Raw genomic sequence first — 15,172 nt, 5'->3', positions numbered from 1 at the left:
AGGGGCAAATTATAGAACCAACAGGGCTGCGTCGCCCAATCCCAGCAATTACGACAATGAAACGGATAACTTTAATTATTCCGAACGGATGACATTGACATGAACGAGACGAGATGCCGCCGCATGCCAAGTCAGGCGCTTTTGCATTCTGCCGCAAGGAGCGCCGTCAGAACGTGCCGGTGATCATGACCCTGCCGCCATAATCCGGGCTGCCATCGGCAAAACCTTTCAGCAGGCTGGCTTGCACGCTTGTTCCGCGGGAAAGGTCCTGTGATGCATATACGGTCACATCCCGCTGAGCGCCGCCGGTCGCGAATGCGCTTTGTGCCGCGTTGACCATCGCTCCTGCGTTTGCACCGTCGCGCAACTGCTGGTTGACACCCAGCGTACCGAAGGCCACGTTGTTCGTGGCAATGCCGACCGGCGCGCCCACCACTTTGTACCCCGCCGTTGCAAAAAGCGAAGTTCGATCATGCAGCCGGAAAGAGCCATCGACTTGCGCCGAATAATCGTTCTGGCCGGTACCCAGCCCCTTGTTTTCATCGGCCGTACCGAACTTGATCTTGCCGACCACATCGAGCGACAGCTCATCGGCTGCGTAGACCAGATAACCGGCCGAAGTGACGACATCCCCCAGTCCGGAATTGGTAGTGGTGGCAAGGCCGCCCCCTCTGGCAGAGCGTCCGAAGCCAGTGCCGCCCGCGGGAGAGACCACCCGCCCGTAGCCTTGAATGACGCCTCCCGGGCCGGTAACGCTGATATACGGGAGCGTCAGCATCAGGCTCAGCCTGTCCGCCGTATATTTACCGATGACGGGGACATACAGGATATCGGTCGATACAGCATTGCCGTATTTGCCCGTGCTGTAATCCAAGCCGGCACTCAGACTGAAACCATCATCCGCCAGAGCCCGTCCGGCAATTATCAGCAACAACAAACCAGCAAGCAGTTTCTTCATATGCGACCGATTGACTCCATAGTAAGGTGCAGCAGGCCCGCTGACCGATGAGCAATGAAACATGGCGCAACTGCCTCCTTGCCTGCGGATGCCATTGTTGCACAATCAGGCCCCGCGGGAAGACACGCAGCGTCCGCACCTTCCCGCCACCTGGCCACATCCAGCCGGGAACGAATCACGGACGGCTGCTTCCTCCCATGCCACCACCAGGCCCCATGCCGCCGCCTGGCCTCATCCCGCCTCCGGGCCCCATACCGTTCCCCCTCGCCGGCGGCATATCCGGGAGATTCACGCCACGTTCCCTGGCGCGCGCTTTCATGCGTTCGTGATGTTCGTTGCGGATCTGCTCGCGCTCCTGCTCCGTCTTTGCTGCACGGATCCGGGCACGATATTCGGTACGCTCCTGCCGAGTCATCAATTGACTGCCATAGATGCGATCCTGATCCCGCAAACGGTCCTGGGTCTGGTCCCGATCCTGAGTCTGGTCGCGAAGACGATCGCGATCCTGATCCGCAGCCAACAGCGATCCTGCCGAAAGCGCCAGCGCACCGGCCAATACGGACATCGAAATAGCCTTGTTCAACATGATCTTCTCCTTTAGGTTAATGATGCAGCCCCATACTTCACGCGCACCCCGAGATGCAGACCGATGTCACAATCGCTGCAGCAACAAGGCCGCGGGTGCAAGGATTGTCCGGTGACCGGCAGCCCCGAACAATACGTAGAAGTATCTAGGCCACACCAGAATCCATATAGGCTGTTGTACTTGCAGACTCTTTTTTAGCTGTAGACAAGCGACCTTCGACAAACGATCGCCCACAGTTTGACCCCGGCAGTAATTGTGACACCCTGCAGATCCTGGAAATAATCACCTGAAGGCTGGCAAATGCGATTCGTCCTGATGGCGGGGCTGGCGGCGTACTCGACCTGTCTGATCGTGAAGAGCATGAACAAATCAGACCAGCGCCGACAGGAATCAGTCGTGCTCGGCTAGCTGGCCTCAATCTGGTTGCCGCCGACCGACTGCTGCATGGACGAAGCCGAAGAGGCGCCCCGTGCCCGATAAAAATAGCGGCCGGTAATCAGGAATGCCGTAAATACGGCCACGGCAAATGACAGGCTGCTGACGGCCAGTTGCATCCCGCCTGAAATAACATGTCCAGAAGTGCATCCACCGGCCATGCGCGCACCGAACAGCAGCATGAAGCCGCCGATAAATGCCCAGAAGAAACGCTTGCGCGGATTATCCCCGTAGTAGCGCTGCCATAATTCCGGCACACTGCTAATGCGGAATGTGCCGTTGTATATGGAAAACACCAGCCCAGCCAGGAAAGCTCCCGCGAGGAACCACAGTTCCCATGCCCCCGGCCCCGCAATCTTGTGCCAATAGGATTCTGCCCCCATGCCAGTCAGGAACATGGCGACATAAGGGAAAGCCGTCGATGCCCCCATGGGATGGTTCGCAACTGCAGGCAAAGCAAGCAACAGGTTCAGCAATGCCAGCCCCATCGCAGCGTGCAGCCAGCGCCAGCCCTGGGGTTGCAATCGATGCAGGAACAACGCCACACCCATGAACAGGATGGCTATCACGCTGGTTGCAACCCAGAACGCGGCATCGCCGGGCAACAGGCTGCGGACGGATAGCGCACCAAAATCCGGGCCGAGCATGGATGTCATGGCAGGGTAGGCGATGGCAAATACCAGCGATCCGCACACGCCGCCGAGAATGCCGACCAGCGCGTCCAGATTGCCCTGTCCCAGCGAAATCACGACGGTACCCGGGCAATAGCCGAGGATGGCCATGCCGATGCCGAACAGCAAACCGCCCGCTACGACACCGACCAGGATGAACGGTTTGACATGGTATTCCGCCCAGCCGAAATAGATCTCCGCCTGCAACAAGATCGCCCCCAACCCCATGGCAAACGAAATCGTCTTGGCAATGGTCAGATTCTGCAGCACCGCCATCCCGGCGATGGTATCGAATCGATTCAAGCGTGCGTATTGCAGGATTGCTCCAAATGCAAATCCCCAGATGATGGTTCCCATACGCCACTCCTTCCTGTTATCCAAAACGCATCCATCATTTCCCCGGCCTAACGATGCACACACCATCGTTTGCAGGACACGCACGCCCTGCCAGGTCCCGCTTCTCGCAGCTGCGACGACGCCGCTGCGGATTCTTGCAGCGACATTCCCGGGTCAGTTCACCGGGTCCACCACATAGTGTTTCCTGGCCTGCAGATAGGCCACTTCGGCAAAGCCGGAGGGAACGATGTCAGCCTCGGTCACGTGGTAAAGATTATGGAAGTCGATACCTTGCTCACGCAAAGTGTTGTCGCACACCTTGAACTGAACGCCCATCGCTTTGAGTTCATCGATCTTCTTCTGAACCTGCTCGTCCGGATTCTTGAGCAAGGTCACCCCCTTGGCATACAGCACCACAGCGACGTTCATCTTGCCCTTCCAGGTATCGACCGCCTTCAGGCCGTTGGTGATGTTGCGCAGTTTCATGCCCTGGATACCTTTGTCGTCCGATGTCAGCGGCACGACGATGTTCATCTTGCCGAACGAATCATGCTTGACGTTCGGCTTGACATATTCGCTCTTGACCTCGGCAGCTGGAGCCGCCGCAGTTGCATCGGCGGCGAATGCGGCGGGGACGAACAGCGCCGCCAGTGAAGATGTGATGAAAGCGAGTGCCAATTTTTTATGAGCTTGCATGTGTTTCTCCTCGTTTATGACGTTTAAGAACATCGACCGCCGTGCAGCGATACTCCCCGGTCGGCCAGTCAGCGCCGATCCTTACAGCGGCGCCCCCGGGACTATTTCGGTGTTTCACCTTGATACGACTTGAAGCCGAAGCGCCCGAAGATCTGCTGCGCCTCAGGCGACTTGAGGAAGTCGATCCACTTCTTGCCTTCGGCGCGATGCGGCGCTCCCTTGACCATTGCCACGGCGTAAATGCCGGTGGCATTCTGCTCGTCCGGAATGGCCACGTGGCCGATCGGATTGCCCGCCTGCTCCTGGAAGATCGCCTCGGACTGCCAGGTGACGCCCGCATCCGCCTTGCCCTGCATCAGGTAAAGCGGGGACTGGCGATGGTGGATGTGGGTCAGCAGGGTCTCGCCATTCTTGACCTTCGTCTCATACACGGCACGCACCAGCTCTTCGCCACCGGCCTTGGCCAAGCTGTTCTTGATCTGGCGACCGATCCCCTCGAATGCCGGATTGGGCATGACCAGGCGCACACCGGGTTTGCCCAGGTCGCTGAGGCTGGATATCCGGGCGGGATTGCCCTTGGGCACCATGATGGTGAGCGTATTGGTCGCATAGGGAATCGCCGGGCCTGTCGCATAGCCGTCCTTGATCGTGCTGTCGATCCTTCTCAATCCTGCGGCATACACATCGGCACGGACGGTCCAGGTCATGTTTCCCACGGTGATGGTGCCGCCCTGCCTGATTTGTTCGGCAAGCAGGCCGGGTGGAATGGTTTCGTAGTAGATCTTGCCCTTGAGTTCGGGATGCTTTTTCTCGAACGCCTGAATCAGGGGAGCCATGGCAAAGAAATAATTGCCGCCAACAAAAATCGACAGCCGCGGATTGATCGGGTTGCCGTGGAAGTCAGGCAGGTTGTCGACTTCAGGCACCGTGAATTCCAGCCCCCTGGATTCGACCGGATTGTTCTCGCCATGGCTCCAGGGCGGATACACACCCAGATCCTGGTCAGCCGCACAGGCGGATGAAACCCCCCAAATGGATTGGACCAGAACACCGGCCGCAATCACTGGCAGGGACGCTGCAACGAGTTTGCGACGGAATGCATTTGTTGCCGTGAAGACTACGCCAGCTGAAATCATGAACTTCCTCCGTTCTACATTGAATGATGAACAATCACCGACCGCTCAATAGCGAGCGTCCGTCGGCTTGCCGCCTTTCGGCCAGTCCTTGCGTTTATCCGCGAAATCCGGCCGCGACATATGCGTGAAATATTGCGCAACGTCGACCGCCTCCTGGTCGGTCAAGCCGCCTTGGCCAAGCGGGAAACTCTGGGTATTGGATATCGGCATGTTGTTCTTGACGAAGGCTGCTGCGGTATAGGTCTTCGCGATACCAGCACCAATGTTGAATGACTGCTTGCCCCAGAGCGGCGGGAACACATACCTGCCGTTCGCCTGCTTCATTCCTTCCCCCTTGTCGCCATGGCACACGGCACATTGATCCTTGTAGATCTTCTTGCCGTTCTCCACATTGGGCACGATCGACTTGTCGATCTTGCCGACCCCGCGCCCCGGAATTGCCTCGTTCTCCTTGAAGTTTCCTTTCATGTTGTCCATGTAGGCGATCATGGCCAGCATTTCCCTGGAATCCTTGTCCAGCGGTTTTCCGTTCATGGAGCGGCGCATACACCCATTCACCCGGTCCTTGAAATCGATGATCTTGCCGGCACGCGGCGCATAGGATGGAAACAAGGCTGCGATCCCGACATAAGGCGCCGCATGCTCCATGGTGCCGCCGTTCAGGTGGCAGCTGTTGCAAACGAGCTCGTCGCCCACATGCGTGGGCAACAGCGCCTTGGTTTCCGTCATCAACCGCATGCCATAGATCAACTGGTCGGCATTCGGGCTCGACAGCATCGCGGCATAGCGCGGCACGTTGAACTTGGTTGGCTCTGCAGGTTTGATACCGATCGCTGCACGCACTTTCCTGATTTCGTCAGCAGTGACAGGTACGCCCTGATTGCCCCACTGGGTACGCACGAAGGACACAATCTCCGCCAGCTCCTCATCGGTCAGCTTGTTATAGCTGGGCATGAAGAACGCGCGTTTGGCATCGGCCGTCTCGGCCGATTTCCAGCCGCTCAGGACCACATGGATGACCGATGTCGGATCGTGGGACTGCACCGAAGAATTGTTGGCCAGCGGCGGGAAGAATTTATCCATGCCGCGCCCATCGTTCTGATGGCAGGTGGCACAGAACTGCACATAACCCAGGCCACCGCGCGTTTTATACAGGTCGCCTTCCCCGATTTGCGCAACCGTTTTCGGCTTGATCGCATCCGACTCCGCATTGGCCGGCAGGGCGTTCAAATACTCGCCGATGGCGGACAGATCTGCATCGCTGAAATGCTGGGTGCTGAAATGCACGACTTCGGTCATGGTGCCATAGGCGGTGGCATGACTGTTATGACCAACCTTGAGGAACCTGGCGAACTCGGATTGCGGCCACTGGTTGCGCAGATTGACCGCATGCCAGTTTTCGATGGTCGATCCGGCAAGGAAATCCTTGCCACCATCGCCATCCTGCGTCATGGTTTTTTCCTGCATCGCAAACCCGCGCGGCGTGTGGCAGGAACCGCAATGACCCAATCCCTGGACGATATAAGCCCCTCGATTCCATTGAGCCGATTTAGCCGGATCGGGTCTGAAGGGCTTATCGTCGAGGAATGCCGCATTCCAGAATTTCAGCCCGAAACGCATGCTGAACGGCCATTGCATATCGTTCTCTTTATTCTGCTGGCTGACCGGGCTGACCCCATGCATCACGTATGCATATAGCGCCTTCATGTCCTCCACATCGATCTTGGCAAAGGAAGGGTAAGGCATCGCCGGGTACAGGTTATGGCCATCAGCCGCCACGCCTGTGCGCATTGCGCGATCGAATTGCTCGAAGGTGTAATTACCGATCCCGGTTGCGGCATCAGGAGTGACATTGGTCGAATGAATGACGCCGAAGGGCGTCTTGAATTCCTGCCCCCCCGCCATCAGCTTGCCGTCCTTCGCCGTATGGCAAGCGATGCAATCGCCCAGACGGGCAAGGTATTCGCCGCGCTTGACCTGCTCGCCCGACGGCACTTCCTGCGCTGCGGCAAATGCCGGCTGTGCCGAGAGGATGGTCATCAGCAGCATGCCCGCATAGTGTGTTCGCCCAATTTCGAATGCCATTTGTCTCCCCTTGTTTTTTCACGACCCGACATGGGTGTTGCACGATACTCCGGGAGAAATTCAAGCCAGCACCAGGCGCACACTGCACAACGTCCGAAGCGATTTATTTTCCTGCTTGACCGACTTGCCTGCATCGACCCGCCTTGCCGCAATCGCAGCTGTCAATGCGATGGAACCGAACGAAACCTCCCGCAATGCGCAGACACCTGCATATTCGTTTCTTATTTTCTCCCTTGCTGCGGACCGGCATGTTAGGTAATCGAAATACCGCGGGTCTGTGACATACGTCACACACTTGCCCTCAAATGATCGATTACCCGTGCAGCGTAACAAGGTCATTCCGGGCTGAAGGGCAATGAATGGAATGAGAGCGTGAAGATTTGGTAAAGAGCTCGTTAAGGTCGCAACCGGGATGCCGAACGACAGATCGCGCGAACAGCACAAGTCGAAGCTCGACATGCTCGCACCATCCAGATGCAACAATAAATCCTATTGAAGAGAACAGTATTCAGTCAGGGAATTCGCCTCGACTATCTCGATCTGTTCGCGCTCCAATCTGATCCAGCCTTTCTCTGCAAAGCTCTTCAACAACCGGCTGACAATCTCGCGCACGCTGCCGAGTTCGTCGGCCAGCGCTTGATGCGTGGTCTGGAACGGACTGGGCTTATTGGCCAGAAGTGCAGCGAGACGCTGATCCAGCTTCTGGAAAGCGACGGCAGAAAGCAATTGCATCAGGTCCGCCAGTCGTTCGGAAAACATGCCGAAGATGTAATCCTGAAATGGTTTGTGTACCGCGAGCAGCTTCTCGAACATGTCCGGCGATAAGGCCACCATCACGGTATCCAGCTCGGCTATTCCGCGCGCCTGATAATTCGCGCGCCCCAACAGGCAACTGCTGGAAAGAATGCAACTGTCGCCGGGAGATACGCGATACAAAGGCAGCTCGCGACCATTTGCCGACGCCTTGATGATGCGAATATTGCCGGACAGCAGCAATGGAAAGCCCTGACACGGCTGACACTCGTCGAATACGATTGCTCCGGCAGGGACGTTCACCACGTTTGCCGTTGCAAACAATGCATCCCGGTCTGCAGTACTCAGTTCGCGCAGCATCGGGTATTGCGACAACAAGCGGGATGTTGTATCGATATCAAGCATGGCAACCCAATCTCATGTGGCGGTCATGGCAGCCCAGGGGATCTGGGGCCGCAAAGTGGATGATGATATGACATTGCCGAGGCCAATAGAAGTTCGACACCTCGCGCAAACGCGCATCGCCCAGGTGGTGGAAATGGAGAAGCAGAATGAGTTCCCAGAATTGCAAGAATGCGAACATCCCATGAATGTCTGCATATCAGGGCTGAAGCCGTCGATGAATCCGGAAATGAACTTGCCGGCTGATCAAGCCGCAGTCACGCTCTACCGGTATAGCGCAATCAACCCTCGATCGCCTTGATCTTGGCCACGGTCTGATCGATGGCATCTTCGCTCAAGCCGAACGCCTTGGCGATCAGATCGCGGTGTTCCTCGATCAGGCCCAGCACATCGTTGATGGATGTGCAGGCCTGGATCTCGGCCTTGATGCTCATGATCTTGGGCAGATCGAATAGCCCCGGAATCTTGTCGCCGCTCTTGAGTGCATTCTCGATGATGCGGGTGATTTCTTCCCTGTTCATATTTTGCTTCCCGTACGTTAGATCAAAAAACATTTCCCGCTACCGAATCGGCAAGTCCGCATCCCATTTGCCACCCGGCTGGAAAGGTTGTCCAGCGCAACCGCTAACGCCCTTTCGACCCCGGCGGGGCGGCGCGCAGGTATTGCGGCGGCCATGATGCCACATGCCCCAATGCCTGTGCGGCCCCCAGCGGCCAATAGGGATTGCGCAGGATCTCGCGCCCCAGCAACACCATGTCGGCCTGCCCGCTGCGCACGATGTGATCGGCTTGCGCCGGTGATGTGATCAGCCCGACGGCCGCGGTGGCGAGGTTCGCCTCGCGTCGCACCCGCGCCGCGAATTCTGTCTGGAAGCCCGGCCCGGCGGGAATCTGCGCGGTCGGCAGCAGGCCGGCGGACGAGACGTCCGCCATGTCCACGCCCAATCCCTTCAGCACACGGCATAGCTCGACCGTTTCGTCGGCATTCCAGCCTCCCTCGATCCAGTCGGTGGCCGACAAGCGGATCAGCAGCGGCAATCGCCCGGGCCATTCCGCGCGCACCGCAGACACGACCTCCCGCACCAGACGGGTACGGTTCTCGAAGCTGCCGCCGTAGGCATCCTTGCGCTGGTTGGAGAGCGGGGACAGGAACTGGTGCAACAGGTACCCGTGCGCCGCATGTATCTCCACGGCCTGGAAACCGGCCTCGCGAGCACGGCAAGCTGCGGACACGAATTGCGAGATCACCCGGCGGATGCCGCTCTCGTCGAGTTCATCCGGTACGGCGTAGCCTGTACCGAACGGCATTGCCGACGGCGCGACCGTCCGCCAGCCGCCTTCGCTCTCGCTCAGCGATGCCTGCGCCTGCCATCCCAGCCCGACACTGGCCTTGCGGCCGGCGTGCGCCAGCTGTATGGCCATGACGCAGCCCTGCTGCCGGGCGAAGCTGGCGATACGGGCCAGCGGCTCGATCTGCCGGTCTTCCCAGATGCCCAGATCGCCCAGGCTGATGCGCCCTTCCGGCGAGACTGCCGTGGCTTCGACGATCAGGAGCGCAGCACCGCCCACCGCACGACTGCCGTAATGCACGAAATGCCAGTCGGACGCCATGCCGTCATGCGCGGAATACTGGCACATGGGCGGGATGCCGATGCGGTTGTTGAAGACGATGTCGCGCAGCTTGAGCGGCTCAAACAGATGGGCCATGGCTATCCTGCCAGACGATCGATTCCGATGCCCTGCCGTTGCGCCACGCTATTGACGGCATCGACGATGCGTTCGTCCATCTCCGGACTGCGCACGGCGTCGGCAGGCAATGGAGCCAGTACGTCATGGGTAAATTTCCTGATCGTCTCCGGGTAGTTGCCGGGATCGTCGGATACAGCCTGCGTCCCATGGAAATGGAGCATGCCGTTGCGGCAGGAGATCGCCAGCAGATACACATCCTTGTCGTTTCCGCTGACCTGCTTGTCGCGTACCGCAAAACATTGTGTCTCGCTGTTCTGCATCGCCCCTCCGGGATTGCCAACGCGTTGCGCAATGGCCTCGATGAACGGTTGCGCCAGATTCAGTTTCGGCGCCAGAACGATCTGATAGCGTCCGGGCCGCTCGATCGTCAGTCGGCTTTCCAGCGGCGGAGTCTTGCCGGGACGGAAAAAGATCAGGAATAGAGTAGCCAGGGTAATAAGGGTAAGGGTTTCAATCATAATGGTTAAAGATCAAACAGCCACAGGGAACTGGCCTGACTCAATGGTTGGAAGACATGATCACGGGTTGTAGCAACTAACTGGCTGCAAGCGCCACGAAGGATATTGTGCCATAAACATCGCGCCATACATTTATGGCAATGTATATCGTCTAAATCCGCCCTGCAAGACATATAATGATCGCGTGCACACAGTAGTCATCAGCACAAAGGGGAATAAATTGGCCCGTCGCAGCAAGAACCAGCTTTCGCTTCAGGTGCTCAAAAAGTTCCGGATCATCTTCGGCTCGGTGCGCCAGCATTTCCGCGAGGTCGAACAGACCTGCGGCGTCACCGGTTCGCAATTGTGGATACTGCAGGAAATATGGAAAACCCCGGACATCGGGGTATCCGAACTGGCCGAGCGCCTGTCGATCCACCAATCCACCTGCAGCCAGCTGGTCGAAAAACTCGTCGCCCGCAAGCTGATCGTCAAGGAGCGCAGCAAGGAAGACCAGCGCAGGGTGGGCTTGCGCCTGACCGCAACCGCGGTAGGCATTCTCGAGTCCGCTCCCGGACCTGCGGAAGGCATCCTGCCGGAAGCGCTGCAGACCCTGCCCGAATCGGCATTGCTGAGCCTGGACAAGTCGCTGGTTGAACTCATCGGACAGCTGCGCATACGCAACGACAAGCTGGCGGACAAACACCTGTCGGACCTGTGACGCCGCGGATCGCACCGACGGCACCGCGGACCCGCCCAGTCGACACCTGCCTCAACCGGGACCGGCTCGACTCAGTGGTTGCTGCCGCACAGATCCTCGCACGGCCTGCCGTCGTGATTCCCGTCCAGCGTCGCCACGCCGCAATAAGTGAAGTAAAAATACGCCTCGTCGCATGACCCCATCTGCGAACAGCGGCGCTTCCTGCCGCAACCCGCGTCGTAGAACATCGTCGGCATACTGCGACTGGCACCGTACTGCCTGGCCTGCGGGGCCGGTTGCATGGGCGGATGATGTTTGCGCCACAGCCATGGCGCCTGCGGGCTGGCTTGTGTCCACAGGCCGCGATGTGCCTGCTGCGCCTCCCGTTGCAAGGCAACATAGGTATTGTCGGCATGGTAATGCGAATATTCCCACGCCATGCCGCGCCGGACCTGCTCCTGATTGACATCGCGGCCGTCCACCGACACCAGGGCCACGGTGCGTCCGTATTGGTCTGCAGCGAGGCTGTCGATCCGTACCTGTTTCCCGCCCAGCATCTGCAGCAGCGAATCGCGCGATTGCATGCCGAAGGCCTGGTCCTTTTCCGGCGCATCGATGTTCGCCAGGCGGATCTTTATCTTCTGCCCTTGCCGCAGCACCATGACGGTATCGCCGTCCATCACCGCGATCACCCTGGCGCTGAAGGTCTCGGCCTGCGCATTCAGCGCCAGGCAGAACAACAACACCCCCAGCCGTTTCATACCAGGACGCTCTTGATCGCCGCCAGGCACAGCAACGCATACCCCGCAGCGAGGATGTCGTCGAACATCACGCCGAGGCCGCCATGCCAAGTCTGGTCGAAATGGCGAATGGGTTGCGGCTTGACGATGTCGAAGAAACGAAACAGCGAGAATGCCAGCAACTGCCAGATCAGTCCTTCCGGCGTAAAGAACAGCACCAGCAGGAAAGCGACAATCTCGTCCCACACGATGCCGCCATAATCCGCCACCCCCAGCGCCTTGCCGGTCTTGTCGCATACCCAGACACCGAAGGCGAATGCCCAGATCAGCACCAGGATGAACATCGCATCGTTCAGCCGCGGCGCCAGATACCAATACATGGGAAAGGCAACCAGCGTACCCGCCGTCCCCGGCGAACGCGGGAACAGGCCGGCACCGAAACCGAAGGAAAGGAAGTGTGCCGGATGGCTGAACAGGAAACGCCAGCTCGGCTGGAACTTCAGTTGGTCATGCGAAGTGGTCATAGCCTGCTTCCTTTGTGGTCATCACGCTGCCATCCGTCGAACGCACCGTGCAGCCCTGCCCTGCCGCAATAGCTCCGATGCGCGCGAGCGGCAGCGACAGCTTCGCCGCAAGCGTTTCGACCTCGCCGCGTTTTGCTGCGGGCACGGTGAAACATAATTCGTAATCGTCGCCACCCGACAGCACGCAATGACGCAGCAGCGACTCGTCGACACCGCGCAATGCATCCGCCGGAATGGCCGCATATTCGACCTCGGCAGCAACATGCGAAGATTCCGCTATATGCCCGAGGTCGGCAAGCAACCCGTCGGAGATATCGATTGCGCTGTTGGCGATGCCGCGCAATGCCAGTCCCAGATCGACCCGCGGCTGCGGCCGATGCAAGGCGGCAAGGCAGCGGCTACGGACATCGCCGGCCAGATCGATGCGGCCTTGCAGGTGCGCCAATCCCAGCGCCGCCCGGCCCAGCGCCCCCGACACCCACACGTCGTCGCCGGCCCTGGCACCGCTGCGCCGCAATGCCATCCCCTGCGGTACTTCGCCCATGATGGTGACGCTCAGGTTGAGCGGGCCGCGCGTGGTGTCGCCGCCGACCAGTTCTACGCCGTACTCATCGGCCAGGGCAAAAAAACCGTCGCTGAAACGCTGCAGCCATCCATCATCCGCATCCGGCAACGACAAGGCCAGCGTAGCCCAGCGGGGAACCGCCCCCATGGCCGCCAGATCGGACAGGTTCACCGCCAGCGTCTTGTGGCCCAACAGGAACGGATCGGCATCGGGAAAGAAGTGCGTGCCGCTCACCAGCATGTCGGTGGAAACCGCCAGCTCCATGCCCCCGGCCACATGCAGCAAGGCCGCATCGTCGCCCACGCCGAGGACCGCCCCGGAAGCGGGGCGGGTGAAATAACGGCGGATGAGATCGAATTCCGACAAGGCGGCCCCGATGGATTATTTCGCGGCGACCTCGGTCGCGCGCACCTGCGCCGCCAGCTTGTCCAGCACGCCGTTGACGAACTTGTGCCCGTCGCTGCCGCCGAAGGTCTTGGCCAGTTCCACCGCTTCGTTGATGACCACGCGATAAGGCACCTCGGGATGATGGACCAGTTCGTACGCACCAAGCAGCAGCACGGAATATTCGACCGGGCTCAGTTCGTCCAGTTTGCGGTCCAGATGCGGCGCGATCTGGGCCGACAACGCTTCGTGCTGGGTGATCGCGCCTTTCAGCAGCTGTCCGAAGAACTCCGTGTCGTACCGCCCCAGGCTCTTTTCGTCGCGCGTGCCCCGTTCGATCAGCGTTGCGCTCTTGCCGGAAAGACGCCATTCGTAGACGCCCTGCATGGCCAGTTCGCGCGCACGATGGCGCAGGCTCTTGGCCGGATTGTTCTGCTTGACGTCGCTCATGCCAGCGCTTTCAGCAGGTGCACCATCTCGATGGCGACCAGCGCCGCTTCAGCGCCCTTGACGTTCATGCGCACCTCCGCCTGCTCGTCGGTATCGGTGGTGAGGATGGCATTGGCGACGGGCACCCCGCAATGCAGCTGCACCTCGCCGACGCCGCGCGCGGACTCATTGGACACGACCTCGAAATGATAGGTATCGCCGCGGATCACCGCGCCCAGCGCGATGAGTGCATCGAACTTACCGCTCTGCGCCATGGCTTGCAGCACCAGCGGTATCTCCAGGGCTCCGGGTACGGTGGCCAGGGTGATGTCGCTCTCGCCGACCCCGCTCTGCACCAGTTGCGCACGGCAGGCGGCCAGCAAACCTTCGCACACCACTTCGTTGAAACGGCTCTGCACGATGCCGATACGCAGGCCCTTGCCGTTCAGGTTCTGTTCGATCTCTCTCATTTGTTGTCCTTGCTTTGACAGTAACGCACAACTTCCAGGCCGAAGCCCGCCATGCTGGGCAGCTTGCGCGGGGTGGCGATAAGGCACATCTTGCCCACATTCAGGTCGCGTAGGATCTGCGCGCCGATGCCGTAGCTGCGCGGATCCCACTGCGCATGGCCGGATTCGGGTTTGGCCGCCGCACGCGCCAGCAGGCTGGCCGAAGTCTCGGTGTGGTGCATCATCACCAGCACGCCGGCTGCGGACTGGCTGATCTTCTTCAGCACGTCATGCACGCTGGTGGTATTGGGCAGGCTGACCTGCTCCAGGAAGTCCATCACCGACAGCGGCTCGTGCACGCGCACCAGCGTCTCGTTCTGCGGCTGGATGTCGCCCTTCACCAGCGCCAGGTGGGTACGCTGCGTGGTCTTGTCGTTGTAGGTCACCAGGTCGAATTCGCCATACGCGGTCTGTACCGTACGGCGCGCCACGCGTTCCACCAATGCCTCATTGTGCATGCGATACTCGATCAGGTCGGCGATGGTGCCGATCTTCAAGCCATGCTCCCTGGCAAACGGGATCAGGTCGGGCAGGCGGGCCATCTCGCCGTCCTCCTTGATGATCTCGCAGATCACTGCCGCCGGCATCAGCCCTGCCATGTGCGCCAGGTCGCAACCCGCCTCGGTATGTCCGGCGCGCACCAGCACGCCGCCCTGCCGCGCCATGATCGGGAAGATGTGGCCGGGCTGGACGATATCCGCGGGGCCGGCATTCTTCTTCACCGCCGCGCGGATGGTGGTGGCGCGATCGGAAGCCGAGATGCCTGTGGTCACCCCTTCCGCGGCCTCGATGGAGACGGTGAAATTCGTGCCGAGCGGACTTTTGTTGTCCCGCGCCATATGCGAAATGCCAAGCTGGCGGCAACGTTCCTCGGTCAGCGTCAGGCAGACCAGGCCGCGCGCGTGGCGGATCATGAAGTTGATCGCTTCCGGCGTGACGAATTCGGCGGCGAACAGCAAGTCGCCCTCGTTCTCGCGATCCTCTTCGTCCACCAGCACGACCATGCGCCCGGCACGTATTTCGTCGATGATCTCGGTTATCGGTGCGATGTCTGTCATGTGTGCGGTTCTGTCTGTT

General features: G+C 59.6%; 19 protein-coding genes. 2 read left to right on the top strand and 17 right to left on the bottom strand.

What is annotated here, in order from left to right; genetic code table 11:
• Positions 1-166 precede the first annotated feature (166 nt).
• The 8 genes from L6418_RS02945 to L6418_RS02910 form a co-directional block, all read right to left on the bottom strand.
• Positions 167-958: a hypothetical protein gene (locus L6418_RS02945; protein WP_237247991.1), complete on the bottom strand. Its 792-nt coding sequence runs from the start codon at positions 956-958 to the stop codon at positions 167-169.
• A 175-nt stretch (positions 959-1,133) separates the two neighbouring features.
• Positions 1,134-1,544 (bottom strand): hypothetical protein, encoded by a 411-nt coding sequence (locus tag L6418_RS02940; protein WP_237247990.1) that lies wholly within the window; start codon positions 1,542-1,544, stop codon positions 1,134-1,136.
• 404 nt (positions 1,545-1,948) lie between these two features.
• Positions 1,949-3,007, bottom strand: coding sequence for a YeeE/YedE thiosulfate transporter family protein (locus tag L6418_RS02935; protein WP_237247989.1), 1,059 nt, complete (start codon positions 3,005-3,007; stop codon positions 1,949-1,951).
• A 153-nt stretch (positions 3,008-3,160) separates the two neighbouring features.
• Positions 3,161-3,682 (bottom strand): DsrE family protein, encoded by a 522-nt coding sequence (locus tag L6418_RS02930; protein ID WP_237247988.1) that lies wholly within the window; start codon positions 3,680-3,682, stop codon positions 3,161-3,163.
• A 101-nt stretch (positions 3,683-3,783) separates the two neighbouring features.
• Complete coding sequence (locus tag L6418_RS02925) at positions 3,784-4,671, bottom strand: extracellular solute-binding protein (protein ID WP_237247987.1); 888 nt, start codon at positions 4,669-4,671, stop codon at positions 3,784-3,786.
• A 192-nt stretch (positions 4,672-4,863) separates the two neighbouring features.
• The gene (locus L6418_RS02920) at positions 4,864-6,903 is read right to left on the bottom strand and encodes a c-type cytochrome (RefSeq protein ID WP_237247986.1); all 2,040 of its coding nucleotides are present in this window, start codon (positions 6,901-6,903) and stop codon (positions 4,864-4,866) included.
• Between the two features lie 60 nt (positions 6,904-6,963).
• Entirely contained in the window at positions 6,964-7,362 is a 399-nt protein-coding gene (locus L6418_RS02915; RefSeq protein ID WP_237247985.1) for a hypothetical protein, read from the bottom strand.
• Between the two features lie 30 nt (positions 7,363-7,392).
• Entirely contained in the window at positions 7,393-8,016 is a 624-nt protein-coding gene (locus L6418_RS02910; RefSeq protein ID WP_237247984.1) for a Crp/Fnr family transcriptional regulator, read from the bottom strand.
• Between the two features lie 43 nt (positions 8,017-8,059).
• Here L6418_RS02910 and L6418_RS02905 point away from each other — a divergent pair, with 43 nt between their 5' ends.
• Complete coding sequence (locus tag L6418_RS02905) at positions 8,060-8,359, top strand: hypothetical protein (RefSeq protein WP_237247983.1); 300 nt, start codon at positions 8,060-8,062, stop codon at positions 8,357-8,359.
• Here L6418_RS02905 and L6418_RS02900 read toward each other — a convergent pair.
• From L6418_RS02900 to L6418_RS02890, 3 genes are all read right to left on the bottom strand, one after another.
• Positions 8,340-8,579: a hypothetical protein gene (locus L6418_RS02900; protein ID WP_237247982.1), complete on the bottom strand. Its 240-nt coding sequence runs from the start codon at positions 8,577-8,579 to the stop codon at positions 8,340-8,342. The genes L6418_RS02905 and L6418_RS02900 overlap by 20 nt on opposite strands.
• A 103-nt stretch (positions 8,580-8,682) precedes the next feature.
• Entirely contained in the window at positions 8,683-9,765 is a 1,083-nt protein-coding gene (locus L6418_RS02895; protein WP_237247981.1) for an NADH:flavin oxidoreductase/NADH oxidase, read from the bottom strand.
• A 2-nt stretch (positions 9,766-9,767) separates the two neighbouring features.
• Entirely contained in the window at positions 9,768-10,265 is a 498-nt protein-coding gene (locus tag L6418_RS02890) for a hypothetical protein (RefSeq protein ID WP_237247980.1), read from the bottom strand.
• Positions 10,266-10,485: 220 nt separating this feature from the next.
• Between L6418_RS02890 and L6418_RS02885 the strand changes: the two genes are divergently transcribed.
• Positions 10,486-10,965 carry a MarR family winged helix-turn-helix transcriptional regulator gene (locus L6418_RS02885; RefSeq protein WP_237247979.1) on the top strand — a complete coding sequence of 160 codons (480 nt, stop codon included), beginning with the start codon at positions 10,486-10,488 and terminating at the stop codon, positions 10,963-10,965.
• 71 nt (positions 10,966-11,036) lie between these two features.
• Here L6418_RS02885 and L6418_RS02880 read toward each other — a convergent pair whose 3' ends face one another.
• The 6 genes from L6418_RS02880 to ribBA are packed head-to-tail and all read right to left on the bottom strand — an operon-like array spanning position 11,037 to position 15,153.
• Positions 11,037-11,705: a thermonuclease family protein gene (locus L6418_RS02880; protein ID WP_237247978.1), complete on the bottom strand. Its 669-nt coding sequence runs from the start codon at positions 11,703-11,705 to the stop codon at positions 11,037-11,039.
• Positions 11,702-12,208, bottom strand: a complete 507-nt coding sequence (locus tag L6418_RS02875; protein WP_237247977.1) for a phosphatidylglycerophosphatase A — start codon at positions 12,206-12,208, stop codon at positions 11,702-11,704. Before L6418_RS02875 ends, L6418_RS02880 begins: the two co-directional genes overlap by 4 nt.
• Positions 12,192-13,139 carry a thiamine-phosphate kinase gene (gene thiL, locus L6418_RS02870; RefSeq protein ID WP_237247976.1) on the bottom strand — a complete coding sequence of 316 codons (948 nt, stop codon included), beginning with the start codon at positions 13,137-13,139 and terminating at the stop codon, positions 12,192-12,194. The genes L6418_RS02875 and thiL overlap by 17 nt, the downstream gene beginning before the upstream one ends.
• 15 nt (positions 13,140-13,154) lie before the next feature.
• Positions 13,155-13,607, bottom strand: coding sequence for a transcription antitermination factor NusB (gene nusB / locus L6418_RS02865; RefSeq protein WP_237247975.1), 453 nt, complete (start codon positions 13,605-13,607; stop codon positions 13,155-13,157).
• Positions 13,604-14,056: a 6,7-dimethyl-8-ribityllumazine synthase gene (ribH, locus tag L6418_RS02860; RefSeq protein WP_237247974.1), complete on the bottom strand. Its 453-nt coding sequence runs from the start codon at positions 14,054-14,056 to the stop codon at positions 13,604-13,606. Before ribH ends, nusB begins: the two co-directional genes overlap by 4 nt.
• Positions 14,053-15,153, bottom strand: coding sequence for a bifunctional 3,4-dihydroxy-2-butanone-4-phosphate synthase/GTP cyclohydrolase II (ribBA, locus tag L6418_RS02855; protein ID WP_237247973.1), 1,101 nt, complete (start codon positions 15,151-15,153; stop codon positions 14,053-14,055). Before ribBA ends, ribH begins: the two co-directional genes overlap by 4 nt.
• Between the last annotated feature and the right edge of the window lie 19 nt (positions 15,154-15,172).

This window comes from Sideroxyarcus emersonii (assembly GCF_021654335.1).
GTDB lineage: Bacteria > Pseudomonadota > Gammaproteobacteria > Burkholderiales > Gallionellaceae > Sideroxyarcus > Sideroxyarcus emersonii.
Note: the sequence above shows the minus strand (reverse complement) of the source record. Positions and strands in the feature narration are given on the sequence as shown.